Genomic DNA, 12,332 nt, shown 5'->3' on the forward strand with positions numbered 1-12,332 from the left:
CTGACGCCGCTGGTGTACCTGGCCCTCGCGGCGGTGCTGGTGGCGGACCTGGCGTGGCTGGCCCCGGAAACGAGCGGGAGGGTTACCTGCTGGTGCTCACCGGCGTCCCCGTCTACCTGGTCTGGCGCCGCCGCCCCGCCCCCGCCCTGGCCGAAGGGGAGCCGCGCCCCGCCGTCTGAACCGTCCGGGGCTGCGCTGGCACGGCGAAGCGGCTACCGGGGAGCGGCGTACAGGTCCTGTGCGGAAAAGTGGAGCACCGATCCGCTTTCCACCTCGCGCGCCATTTCGGGCGACACGTCCCCCCCGGAGAACAGCGCGAAGTGCACCTGATGCGGTCCCTCGCCCAGATCCGCCAGCAGGAGATTGGCCCGTGCACGCAGCCTGGCCAGATCGGAAAGCCGGACCCCGCCCCACTTGCATTCCCCCACCAGCACCTGGCCCTCGGGCCCGAGCGCGACCACGTCGATCTCGTTCTGCGACGTTCCATCCCACCACTCGCCCACGCGCAGCGGCGCAAAGGTCAGCCCCTGCCCCCGGCGCACGAAGGTGCGGCACACCGATTCAAAGATGCCGCCCATGTAGTCGTCCAGCCGTGGTTCAATGCGGTCGGCCCAGAGCCGTTCCGCGGGGGCAAGGCCCACCATTCCCGCGCTGATCATCGGCGAGACGAACCGGTGCCAGAAGCCCACGTACGGATCCGTGATCCTGTACAGGGCCCGCTTGGACTTCGCTGCGTTCGTTTCGGTGATGGGAACCACCCGCGCAACAATCCGCATGTCCAGCAGCCACTGCATGGTGCGGCTCATGGAGCCTCCATCGCGCCCTACGCGCTTGGTGATCCCGTTCCACGTACGTTCGCCGCCGGCGATGGCCTCGATCACGGAGTAGTGCACCTGGGCATCGGAGAGGAACGCATCCAGCATGTGCTGCGCTTCGTCCAGCAGCCTTCCGCTGGGCCCCAGCATCTGCTGCGCGACGTTTTCGGCCAGCGGCTGCTCCGGGTCCAGAAGAGCCAGGTGGCCGGGCACGCCGCCGAAGATGCCGAACGCGCGAAGCCGGTCGCGCGGTTCGTACCCGGGCACGAACTCGGCGGCGTGCACGAAGTCGAACGGCTCGATGTCGATCCGGGCCGTTCGTCGGCCGTAGAGCGGCTGGTCGGCGGCCTCCAGCTGCTTCATCGCGGTGATGTGCGACCCGCTGAGCACCAGCTTGATCCTTGTCTCCGGCCACTCGTGGTCCCACAGCGCCTGGATGATGGATGGAAGCGCGGGCGCCGCTGACGACAGGTACGGAAACTCGTCCAGGATCAGGACCAGCGGCTCACCTCCAGCGCGCTCGGCAACGTAGCGGAACAGCCCCTCCCAGTCGGGAAAGGGGCCGCCGTGCCGGAGAGCGGGGTCTTTGAAGTGCTCTCCGATGAGTGATGACAGGCGGGCAAGCTGCTCGTGCTCGGTGCGCCGGGTGGCCTGGTAGTAGATCCCGTTGACCGCCTTTGCGAACCGTGCGAGCAGAAAGCTCTTTCCCACCCGGCGGCGTCCGAGAACAAACACGAGGTCGGGCGCGGGCCGCTTCCAGACGCGGGCGAGCTCCGCCCATTCCTTTCCGCGGTCACGGACAGCTCTCGGCTTCTCCATCTTTATTTGTCCGGCTATGAGGTTCCAACCTTGGAACTTCCAACTTTGGAACTTCCAATCTTGGTACCTCCCGCCCCGGGGTCAAGTCCTCGGACCACACGGCATTCACGGCAGCTGCGCCTGATGGGCGCTGGAAGAAGAAGCGCCCCGCGGAGATGATCCGCGGGGCGCTTGGTGTTCAGAACTCTTCGTCGCTGCCGATGGGCTGTCCGGGAGGCGCGTCGGGAACGGCGATGCGCTGCTGCGGCTGGTACGGCCGCTCCAGAAACCGCGTGATGTCGCTCGCCAGCAGCGCGCGGTGTGCGGTCGCCGGCGTGGACGGCACCTCCGCGTAGCCGTAGCGCAGGCGGATCTGCATCAGGCTCTGCTGGGCAATGGCGCGCACCTGGGGCATGGGCGCGTTTTCGGCCAGCAGCATCAGGCGGTCGACCACCACGCGCTCCACGGCGCGGTCGATCTCCTGCAGATACGCATCGTCCGGCTGCGGGCGAAAGGTGCGCTCCACCAGCTCGTTCAGCGTCCATTCCAGGCTGGGGAGCGAGCGATCCAGCGCGCCCTGCTCCACCAGCCGCGCCGCACGCTCCGGGTTCAGGATCATCCCCACGGTCAGGTCCGCGGCGGCCACGGCGGGCGTGAGCGCATCGAAGCCCAGCCCCGTCCATCGCCCGAACTGCTCGCGCGTGGGATCGTACGTGGCCGGGCGCGGCGGAATAAGCGCCAGCACCGTGCGCGGCAGGGCGAGTTCGCGCGGGTCCAGCGTGCCGATCAGCGCGTCCAGCGCCTCCCGCTGCGCCGTCGCGGGCACTGGCCGCAGCGGCGTCTGCCCGTCGCCGCGCAGGGCGTAGCTGTAGTCCACCCCCGCCAGCACCTTGCTCGCGGCCTCCACCTGGTAGCGGTGGTGCAGGTACACGGGAACCAGCACCTCCTCGAGCGTAGCGAGCGGCCGCCCGGCGCGCACCGCGTTCTCGCCAAAGCGGTTCAGCGCCACGCGCCGCACCGCCATCACCCGGCGCAGCTCGGCCGTGGCGTTGGCGCCGTTGTCCCACAGGTGCGCGCTGGGGCTCAGGCTCCCCGCCGGGCGGGCGTCCTGGTCCGTCAGCAGCGTGAGGCCGCGGGCGCGGGCATCCGCCAGCACGGCGTCCAGCGCGGCGCGCCCGTCCGTACCCGCCGGCGGATCGCGGTAGCCCCATGTGATGGCCACCTTGTCCCACGGGCCGATCTCCGCCGTGTAGGCGCTGGACAGATCAATGCTCCCATCCGGCCGCAGCTGCACCAGCGGATGCGGATAGTCCATCACCGAGGCACGTCCCTGCGCGCTGGCGATGTAGTTGTGCATCAGCCCCAGCGTGTGCCCCACCTCGTGCGCCGCCAGCTGGCGGATGCGGGCCAGCGCCATCCGCTCCAGCTCCGCCGGCCTTTCGTTTCCCGTCGCGTACGGGGCCAGAAGCCCCTCGGCGATCAGGTAGTCCTGCCGCACGCGCAGGGAGCCCAGCGTCACGTGGCCCTTGATGATTTCGCCCGTGCGCGGGTCGGTGACGGTGTTTCCGTAGCTCCACCCGCGCGTGGACCGGTGCACCCACTGAATGACGTTGTAGCGCACGTCCATGGGGTCCGCGCCCTCCGGCAGCAGCTCCACGCGGAAGGCGTCGCGGTACCCCGCCGCCTCGAACGCCTGGTTCCACCACCGCGCGCCGTCCAGCAGCGCCGAGCGGATGGGCTCCGGCGCGCCGCGGTCCACGTAGTACACGATGGGCTGCACCGCCTCGCTCATGGCCGCGGCGGGGTCGCGCTTTTCCAGCCGGTGGCGCGAGATGAAGCGCTGGACGATGTCTTCGCCGACGGGCGTGGCGTAGTCGAAGTACGAGATGCCGAAGAAGCCGGCGCGCGGGTCCGAGCGGCGCGGCTGGTAGCCGGGCGGCGGCAGCGCCACGAACGACAGGCGCTGGCGCAGGGTGATGGCCTCGGGCGTGGGGGTGACGTCGCGCACCAGGTTGCCAGGGTTGTCACCCGTAAAGGTGAGCGTCGCCTCGATCTCGGTGTTGCGCGGAAACCCGCGCGTGTTCTGCAGATACAGGGCGCTGCGCGAGGCGTCCAGCCGGTAGTCGCCCTGGCGGCTGCGGCGCAGCGCGGGGATCACGCCGTGCGCGTCGCGCAGCACGAAGTCGGTGGCGTCCACCAGCACGCGCCCGTCCGTTTCTGCCGCGACGGTGAAGCCCCACAGCACCGACTGGGCGAACGACTGCTCCACCGCGCGGCGCTCGTTTTCATCCTCCGACACGGCGCGGTAGGCCTGGTTGGGCTGCACCAGCAGCACGCGCGGGCCCACCCGGTCAAAGCGCACCAGCCGCTCGCCGCCAATCTGTCCGCGGTCCAGCCCCACGTCGTTGGAGCCCAGACCGGCCGGGAGCGAGACGATGTAGATCAGCTCTTCGCCGGATCGCGGCACCTCCATCCACAGCTTGCCCGCGGCCGCATCCCAGTAGATGGGGACAAAGCCGTCGCGGCGCTCCATTCCGCGCGTCTTGTCGGCGATGGAGGGGAGCGGCGCCTGGGCGGCGGCCGGCGCCGGAACGGCGGGGGCGAGCAGCAGGGCGGCAACGGCTGCCCAGCGAATGGAGAAGCGCATCAAGGTACCAGGGATGGTGTGGGCCGGACCGCGACGGGAAGCAACAATACGAGCGCTCTCCCCGCCCGGCAACCGAAAACCCCGCTTGCGGCCAAGCATCGGTACAAAGTAGACACCGCGCGAACAAATGTTCGCCCATCCTCCCGACCGGGAGACCGCGGCGGCCGCTCAGGCGAGAGGAGTGAAAGTTTGCAGACCGGGGAAGCGGCTGGCGAGCAGGGCGGCCAGGAGCCCCAGGGCGTGCTCCTCCGAGCGGCGGTGGCCGATGGCGATGGCCGCGATCCCCGATTCCGCCACGGCGCGGCGGGCGGGCGCGCGCATCTGCCCGGTGACGTACAGCCCGGCTCCGTGTTCCGCCGCGGCGCGCACGAGCGCATCCGTCATGGCGCCCACGAGGGCGACGCGGTGGATGATGGATGCGCCGGACGGGACGGCGGCCTCCTCCACACCGCCGAATTCCTCCACCAGCCGGGCGCGCCACGCCTCCGCGTCCGCGGGGGACGCATCGCCGATCATCCCCACGGGCCGGCCGCGGTGCTCGCCGAACGGCTGCACGCCGGTCAACCCCAGCGCGGCAGCGAGCTGCGGGTTCGCGCCCAGAGTGAGGCGTGCGTCGAACGCCGCGTGCGAGCAGAGGATCCCCACGTCCGGCGGCAGGTCCGCCTCCGCGCCCCAGGGCCGGTGCAGAAACAGGGCGTCCAGCGCGTGCTCCCGCACGGAAGCCGCCAGCGCCGCATCCGGCGCGAGCGCCAAGCCCATCCGCCGGACGGGGCGGGACGTGGCGCGAAAGATCGTGGGCGGATCGTCGGGGAAGTCGGCGGTGTGCAGCAGTTCATCCACCGCACTCGCCAAGTCGGCCAGGGAGGGCGCGGAATGCATCAGCAGAAAAGCTGGCGCGCGGGTTCGGAAAGCGCGTCCGCATCGTCCCACACCAGCTGGAACGGCTTGTCCGCAGTCGGCCGAAAGTAGTTCTGCACGTAGCGCACGCCCGCGATCTCCCGGTCCGCGGCGATGTGCGTGTGCCCGAACACGTGCACGCGCGCGCCGATGCGGCGGATCTGCTCGTCGATCTCCGTAGTTCCCGCCACGAGCGGCAGCCCCTTGAAGCGCAGCCAGCGCACCCGCGGCACCAGTTCCGTCCGCGGAACGAAGTGGCTGAAGGTGATGACCGGCGCGTCGTAGCCGTGCACGTGCGGCTCGTTGCGGGCGAGAAAAAAGCGGTCAGGCCGGTCCATGACCTCCGCCGGCCACCGGCAGAAGTACCGGTCGGACCACCCCTCCAGCTCGTCTTCCGCGCCCTCGCCCCGCACGTCGAACGACGGGTGGTACCATGCCAACAGCGGCACCACCCACGCCCCGCCCACCCGCGCGGGCGCCGTGCGCACGCCGGCCTGGCCGCAGATGCGCAGGACCGCCTGGAACTTGTCCACCGAGCTGCGCTCCTCGCCGCGCACCCACAGTTCGTGGTTGCCGGGGACAAAGAACACCTCGCGAAAGCGCGACGCGAGCAGCTCCAGCGTGTCACGCAGCACGGCTTCGGAGTCGGCGATGTCGCCCGCGACGATGAGCGCGTCGTCGCCGTGGCCGGCCAGCGGCGCACGGGCCAGCGCCTCGCGGTTTTCGCGAAAGTCGGTGTGCAGGTCGGAGATGGCGAATACGCGCATGGTGTCGTGTACCGGAACCCCCGTGCCACGCCCTGTCCACTCCGCAAAACCGTCGCAACGGTTCGCACGGCCACCGCAGTCCGCGAAGGCGGACTTCGTGCTTTTCCAGCGGCGAATTCATTCGCTCTGGACAGGCGGACGCGCCCATTCCCGCATCCCTCGCCTTCGCGGCCCACCGATGCGCTCTCGTTCACCCACCGCAAAGCGCATCCAGATCTTCCCCTCAGCGGGTCCGCCGGGCGCCGATGCACCGGCCGTTCGGGTGCGCGTACCTTGCATGCAGGGCGGTGAACACCGCGTTTTCTCCGTCACCTTCCCCGAAGAGACCGATGAGCAGACCGCAGATCCGCGTGCTGGACCGTGAGGAGTGCGAGGCCATCCTGGCGCGCAACCACGTGGGGCGTCTGGCGTTCAGCCGGCAGAACCGGGTGGACATCGAGCCGCTGCACTACGTGTTTTGCAACGGATGGCTCTACGGACGCACCTCGCAGGGCGCCAAGCTGCAGGCCACCGGCGACGAGTGGTGCCCCGTCGCGTTCGAGGTGGACGAGGTGGAGGGGATCTTTCAATGGCGCAGCGTCGTCGTCCATGGCGGCTTTTTTCCCATGGACGAGCATGGCGCCGGGTGGGAGCAGACGGAATGGCGCCGCGGCGTGGAGCTGCTGCGCTCCCTGATTCCGGCGACGCTCACGCCGGACGACCCCGCGCCGCACCGGCAGGTGCTGTTCCGCATCGCCGTTCAGGAAGCCACCGGCCGCGAAGCCACACCGGGCTGATCCGCGACCGCCGGACACCGGCGGGGAGGGCGGGCGGACGGCGCGAACGGGCGGAGCGGGCCCGGCGCGGGGAACCGGCGGCTTCGGGGCGCGGTGCGGAGGGATGCGGAAGTACCGCTTGTGGCCGGAGATGATTGCCTCGCGCCGAAAGGTTCGATTAGATTGGGACAGCCTGTTCGTGGCTGTCCCGCGGAAGGGCGTCCGCGGTCCCGCGCCCCTCCGCTTCGACTGATCGTGGCCGATCTCGAAGCCGAGACCGGCCACCTCGCTTTTCCAGCGCCCCCGCCGCCGATGTCCATCATCATCCCCTCACCCGCCGCGCTGCCGGAAGCCCCCGCCGGGGACGCCGGGCTGCAGCGCCTGACCCGCATGGCCGTCCGGTCCCTGGGGATCACGGCCGCGTTCGTGTGGACGGGCGGCGGCGAAGCGGGCACCCTGGCCCTCACCGGCGATGCTTTGCACTCATTTGACGCCACCGGCAGTCAGATGCGCGCATCCCCTCGCGGAACGCGTGCTGCGCGCCGGCGCACCCGTGGTCCTGGGCGACGCCGCGGCGGACGCGGGCGACGCGCGGGTGGGGGCCTTTGCCGGATTCCCCCTGCGCGGCGCGGACGGAGCGGTACGCGGTGCGTTCTGCGCGGTGGATGCGCGCCCCCGGGCATGGAGCCCGGCGGAGCTGGAAACGCTGGAAGACCTGGCCGCGCTCGCGGCCACCGCCACCGGGCAGATGCGCGCCGAGGCGCACTACAGCCGGCTGGTGGCCACCTCGCCCTTCATCATCTACGTGGTGGATGCGGCGGGCGAGTTCGTGGAGATCAACCCGGCGGGCGAGCGGCTGCTGGAGCGTCCCGCCACGGAGCTGCTGGGCACCCACTTCGCCCACATCCTGGCCCCGCACAGCCAGGCCGTGGCCCAGCAGGCGTTCGTGGACGTGCTGAGCGGCGCCACCAACGACGTGCAGGTGGACCTGGAAGTGGTGAACGCCTCGGGCGGGCACCGCTGGCTGGCCGTGAGCGCCAGCGCCGTCCGCTGGGGGCAGTCCATCACCGGCGTGCACGGCATTGCGCGCGACATCACGCAGGAGCGCATCGCCGCCGAAACGCTGCGCGAAAGCGAGGAAAAGTTCCAGCAGCTCGCCGGCAACGTGCGCGAGGTGTTCTGGATCTTTTCGCCGGACTTTTCCCGCACCATCTACGTCAGCCCCGCGTACGAGCGGGTGTGGGGGCAGTCGCTGGAGGAGGTGTACCGCGACCCGCACTCCTTTCTGGCCAGCGTGCACCCGGACGACCGCGACCGGCTGGCGCAGGCGATGTCGACGCTGGGCGAGGTGCCGGTGCGGGAGATCGAGTACCGCGTGGTGCGGCCGGACGGCGGGGTCCGCTGGGTGTGGTCGCGCGGCTTTCCCGTGCTGGACGCCGAGGGCATCATGTACCGCCTGGTGGGGACCACGGAAGACGTCACCGAGCGCAAGGAGGCCGAAGCGGCCATCCGCGCCACGCAGCGCCGCCAGCAGCAGGTGCTGGACGCGCTCCCCGTGGGCGTCGTGCTGGCCGACGCCGGGGGCGAGCTGGTGTGGCACAACCCGGAGGGCGACCGCATCTGGGGCGGGGTGCGCCGCGTGAGCCTGGACGGCTACGGCGAATACAAGGGATGGTGGACGGAAAGCGGCGAGCCCATCCAGGCGCACGAGTGGGGGATGGCGCGCGCGCTGCGCGGCGAGCCCAGCGCGGGCGAACTGGTGGACCTGCAGGGTTTTGACGGCGTGCGCCGCACGGTGCGTCACTCCGGCGCGCCCCTGCGCGGCGAACAGGGCGAGGTCACCGGCGCGCTGATCGTGCTGGAGGACGTCACCGAGGCGCGGGAGCAGGAAACGCAGCGCCGCCTGCTGGCCGCCGCGCTGGAAGGGCTCTCCGACGGGGTGTGCCTGGCCACGGAGGAGGGGGAGATCGTCTACGCCAACCGCGCCTTCGCCGACATCCTGGGGTTCGACTCCGGCGCGGGCAACTCGCTCAGCTTCGCGGACTTCGCCTCCGGGGCGGAGATGCAGAAGGAGATCGACGACGCCCTGCGCGCCGTGCGCGAGCTGGGCTCGTGGACGGGACGGGTTCGCCGTCGCCGCCTGGTGGACGGGCGCACCATCCCCGTAGAGGCGCGGCTGGGGCGGGTGGAGCAGGGGACGCACCGGCGGGGGCTGCTGTTCGGCATCATCCGCGACATCACCGCGCAGGTGAGCGCCGAGCAGCACCTGCGGCGCGCGGAGCGGCTGGCCAGCCTGGGCACCCTGCTGGGCGGGGTGGCGCACGAGCTCAACAATCCGCTCAGCGCCGTGCTGGGCTTTGCCGACATCCTGCTGATGGACGAGCGCCCGGCGGAGGAGCGCGAAGACCTGCGCACCATCCGGCGCGAGGCGGAGCGCATGGCCAAGATCGTGTCGGACCTGCGCCTCCTTGCGCGCGACACGCAGGAAGGCGCATCCGCCGCCCGCGAGCGGGTGGACCTGAACGACATCGTGGCCCACGTGGTGCGCACCCGGCAGTACTCGCTGCGCACCCGCAACGTGGAGCTGCACACGGACCTGGCCTCGGAGCTCCCGTTCGTGCGGGGCGACCGCGGGCAGATCGAGCAGGTGCTGCTGAACCTGGTGGTGAACGCCGAGCAGGCGCTCATGTCCGTGCCGGGCGAGCGGCGCCTCATCCTCCGCACCCGGGCCACGGCCACGGGCGCCTCGCTGCACGTGGTAGACAACGGGCCCGGCATTCCGGTGCACCTGCTGGAGCGCATCTTTGACCCGTTCTTTACCACCAAGGCGCCGGGCGAGGGCACGGGGCTGGGGCTTTCGCTGGTGCACAGCATCGTCAGCGAGCACGGCGGCGAGATCCGGGTGGACAGCGAGGCGGGCGCCGGGGCCGCCTTTCGCATCGACCTGCCGCGCGCCGATGCCGCCTTTGCCGCGCCGGCGGCTGCGCAGCCCGGGGCCGCCGCGGGAACCGCGCTGCGCATTCTGGTGGTGGATGACGAAGATTCCGTGCGGCGCGTGGTGTCGCGATTTCTCCGCGGCCGGGGGCACCACGTGGACGAGGCCTCCGACGGCCGCGCCGCGCTGGACCTGCTGGAGTCCACCCGGCACGCGGCGCCCTTCGACGTCATCGTTTCCGACCTGCGCATGCCCGGGCTGGGCGGCGACGAACTGCTCACCCGGCTGCGCGAGGCGGGTGACGGCATGGACCGGCGCCTCGTCTTCTTCAGCGGCGACACCGCCAGCGCCGAAGCCGCCCGCGTGCTGGGCGCGTCGCGGGTTCCCGTGCTTGCCAAGCCCATCTCCCTCTCGGAGTTGGCGCGTGCGGTGGAGTCCATGCAGGACCACCCCGGCGAGGACTGACGCGGATACCTGTATCAGTTTCTGGGGGACGCTCCAACCTGCATCCGGAAGCGGAACCTTGACGAGGGAAAGGGTTAGCAGCATCCGCGCTTCGGTCCCAATAGGAGCGCTCAATGGTATGATCCGTGAAGTACGTGGCTCATTCGGATCGCCTGCTGTCCCTGCATCCTGGTTGGACGTAATGACACCCACTCTGCTTCTGGTGCTCGCCGGGGCGGCTGCTCTGCTGCCCGCGGGCCGGCATCTGATGACGCCCCCCTGCCCGCGCTGCCGCCGCAAGAAGTACGACCGCAGCGTGTGCAGGCCGCTGCTGCTGTGCCGCCGGTGCGCCACCCGCGTCGACAGCATGGGGCGGGCACACAACTGATCGATCCCCGCTGTTCAGATGGACGAGACGCGCCCCGGAACCTGGTTCCGGGGCGCGTCTTGCATCGCACCGCCACGCCCGCCCCTGACCAACGGATCCCGCTTTTCGGCCGCGATGACCGACCTGCACCTTTCCCTTTCCGCAGCACGCGCGCTTCTGCTGCACGCGCAGGGGCTGGACCGGCGTCCCCGCCGCCGCGCGGGCAGGATGGACGTGCTCGCCGCCATCCGCCGCATGCGCGCGCTGCAGATCGACACCATCTCCGTGGTGGCGCGCAGCCCGTACCTGGTGCTCTGGTCACGCCTGGGCCCGTACGAGCCGCGCTGGCTGGATGAACTGCTCGAGAACCGGGCACTGTTCGAGTACTGGTCACACGAGGCGTGCTTTCTCCCCATCGATGACTATCCCCTGTACCGCCACCGCATGCTGGACCTGGGATGGGCCGGATGGCGGTACCGCGCCGCCTTCATGGCCGAGCACGGGGACGAGGCCGCGCGCCTGCTTCAGTCCGTGCGCGAGGGCGGGCCGGTGCGCTCGTCGGACTTTGAGCGCGACCGGCCCTCGGGCACGTGGTGGGACTGGACGCCCCAGAAGCGGATGCTGGAAAGCCTGTTCACCGCGGGCGAACTGATGATCGCGCGGCGCGAAAACTTTCAGCGCATCTACGACGTGCGCGAGCGGGTGCATCCCGCGTGGAGCGACGACCGTCTCCCGCCACGGGACGAGGTGCAGCGCACGCTCGCGCTCAACGCCGTCCGCGCGCTGGGCGTCGCCAAGGCGGGCTGGGTGGCGGACTACTTCCGGATGGACCGCACCTCCACGCGGGCACTTCCCGCCCGGCTGGCTGCGGAAGGCGCCCTGGTGCAGGCGCGCGTGGAGGGATGGAAGGAGCCGGTGTACATTCACCCGGACCACGAGCCCGCCGCCCGCGCGGCGGCGGAGGGCGGCCTCAGGCCCGTGCTGACCACGCTGCTCTCCCCGTTCGATCCCGTGGTGTGGGACCGGGCACGGGCGAGCGAACTGTTCGGGTTCGACTACCGTCTGGAGTGCTACACGCCCGGCCCCAGGCGGGTGTACGGCTACTACGTGCTCCCCATCCTGCGCCGGGGCGCGCTCATCGGGCGGATGGACGCCAAGGCGCACCGCGCGCAGGGCGCGTTCGAGGTGCGCGCCCTGTACATTGAGCCCGGCGTGCGCTTCAGCGATGCCGCCGCGGCGGACGTCGCGGCGGCGCTCCTGGCCTGCGCACGCTGGCACGGCACGCCCGAGGTGCGCGTCACCCGCGCGGACCCCGGGCGCGCGGGAGAGCAGCTTCGCGCCGCGCTGGAGACCGCGTCCGCGCAGCGCGGTGCGTGATCCGCGTGCTCGCGGGTGGCGGAAACTGCATCTCACGTGGAGGACGGGAGGGTAGCAGAGGTCGCGGGGAACGGATGGGGGGACACACGTGCCGGTGACCGATGGCGCGCGGTCCTGATCCGTGTACATTGCGGGACGGCCTTCCATCCGCTTCCCGCCATCCACATGACCGCCGCCGCGCTCCCGGCACGCCGCTCCACCGGCGCGCTCTTCTACCTGATCGCATCACAACTGGCGGGCCTGGCCTCGCTGCTCCCGTGGATCGTGGTGATGACGGTCATGGACGCGGAGGCGAACGCGTCGCTCCCCCTCACGCTGTTCACGGCGGCCGTCGTGGGCTACCCGCTGCTCCCGCTGGGATGCGCGGCCATGGCGTGGCTGCGGTGGCGGCGCGGGCGCACGCTTTCGGCGCTGCTGTGGACGTCGGCGCCGCTCGTAGTCGCCCTCCCCGTAATCGCCTTTCTGATGAGCGCAGGCGGGGGCGGGATCGAGATCGTGGGATGACGCCGGCGCCCGGCACGATTGCGGCC

Annotated in this window: 9 protein-coding genes; 5 read left to right on the plus strand and 4 right to left on the minus strand. The window is 71.0% G+C overall.

The window, feature by feature from the left end; genetic code table 11:
• Positions 1-212: 212 nt before the first annotated feature.
• From VF665_RS24745 to VF665_RS24760, 4 genes are all read right to left on the minus strand, one after another.
• Entirely contained in the window at positions 213-1,634 is a 1,422-nt protein-coding gene (locus tag VF665_RS24745) for an ATP-binding protein (RefSeq protein ID WP_331056169.1), read from the minus strand.
• Positions 1,635-1,812: 178 nt separating this feature from the next.
• A complete protein-coding gene (locus VF665_RS24750) occupies positions 1,813-4,260 on the minus strand; it encodes a zinc-dependent metalloprotease (protein ID WP_331056170.1) in 2,448 nt (815 codons plus the stop codon).
• A gap of 168 nt (positions 4,261-4,428) precedes the next feature.
• On the minus strand, positions 4,429-5,139 hold the full coding sequence (locus VF665_RS24755; protein ID WP_331056171.1) for a Nif3-like dinuclear metal center hexameric protein: 711 nt from the start codon (positions 5,137-5,139) through the stop codon (positions 4,429-4,431).
• Positions 5,139-5,924, minus strand: coding sequence for a metallophosphoesterase family protein (locus VF665_RS24760; protein WP_331056172.1), 786 nt, complete (start codon positions 5,922-5,924; stop codon positions 5,139-5,141). Before VF665_RS24760 ends, VF665_RS24755 begins: the two co-directional genes overlap by 1 nt.
• A gap of 329 nt (positions 5,925-6,253) precedes the next feature.
• On the opposite strand from VF665_RS24760, the gene VF665_RS24765 reads away from it, so the two are divergent.
• The 5 genes from VF665_RS24765 to VF665_RS24785 all read left to right on the plus strand — a co-directional run bounded on the left by VF665_RS24765 (position 6,254) and on the right by VF665_RS24785 (position 12,306).
• Entirely contained in the window at positions 6,254-6,700 is a 447-nt protein-coding gene (locus tag VF665_RS24765) for a pyridoxamine 5'-phosphate oxidase family protein (protein WP_331056173.1), read from the plus strand.
• A 451-nt stretch (positions 6,701-7,151) separates the two neighbouring features.
• Positions 7,152-10,079, plus strand: coding sequence for a PAS domain S-box protein (locus VF665_RS24770; protein WP_331056174.1), 2,928 nt, complete (start codon positions 7,152-7,154; stop codon positions 10,077-10,079).
• 181 nt (positions 10,080-10,260) lie between these two features.
• Complete coding sequence (locus VF665_RS24775; protein WP_331056175.1) at positions 10,261-10,446, plus strand: hypothetical protein; 186 nt, start codon at positions 10,261-10,263, stop codon at positions 10,444-10,446.
• A 114-nt stretch (positions 10,447-10,560) separates the two neighbouring features.
• A complete protein-coding gene (locus VF665_RS24780; protein ID WP_331056176.1) occupies positions 10,561-11,802 on the plus strand; it encodes a winged helix-turn-helix domain-containing protein in 1,242 nt (413 codons plus the stop codon).
• Positions 11,803-11,967: 165 nt separating this feature from the next.
• A complete protein-coding gene (locus VF665_RS24785) occupies positions 11,968-12,306 on the plus strand; it encodes a hypothetical protein (RefSeq protein WP_331056177.1) in 339 nt (112 codons plus the stop codon).
• Positions 12,307-12,332: the final 26 nt, after the last annotated feature.

Source organism: Longimicrobium sp., from assembly GCF_036387355.1.
Taxonomy (GTDB): Bacteria; Gemmatimonadota; Gemmatimonadetes; order Longimicrobiales; family Longimicrobiaceae; genus Longimicrobium.

Excerpts from the sequence above, each read along its gene's own strand:
- VF665_RS24780 (WP_331056176.1), top strand. The coding sequence starts at position 10,561 with ATGACCGACCTGCACCTTTCCCTTTCCGCAGCACGCGCGCTTCTGCTG.
- VF665_RS24785 (WP_331056177.1), top strand. The coding sequence starts at position 11,968 with ATGACCGCCGCCGCGCTCCCGGCACGCCGCTCCACCGGCGCGCTCTTC.
- VF665_RS24770 (WP_331056174.1), top strand. The coding sequence starts at position 7,152 with ATGCTTTGCACTCATTTGACGCCACCGGCAGTCAGATGCGCGCATCCC.
- VF665_RS24775 (WP_331056175.1), top strand. The coding sequence starts at position 10,261 with ATGACACCCACTCTGCTTCTGGTGCTCGCCGGGGCGGCTGCTCTGCTG.
- VF665_RS24760 (WP_331056172.1), bottom strand. The coding sequence starts at position 5,924 with ATGCGCGTATTCGCCATCTCCGACCTGCACACCGACTTTCGCGAAAAC.
- VF665_RS24745 (WP_331056169.1), bottom strand. The coding sequence starts at position 1,634 with ATGGAGAAGCCGAGAGCTGTCCGTGACCGCGGAAAGGAATGGGCGGAG.
- VF665_RS24755 (WP_331056171.1), bottom strand. The coding sequence starts at position 5,139 with ATGCATTCCGCGCCCTCCCTGGCCGACTTGGCGAGTGCGGTGGATGAA.
- VF665_RS24765 (WP_331056173.1), top strand. The coding sequence starts at position 6,254 with ATGAGCAGACCGCAGATCCGCGTGCTGGACCGTGAGGAGTGCGAGGCC.
- VF665_RS24750 (WP_331056170.1), bottom strand. The coding sequence starts at position 4,260 with ATGCGCTTCTCCATTCGCTGGGCAGCCGTTGCCGCCCTGCTGCTCGCC.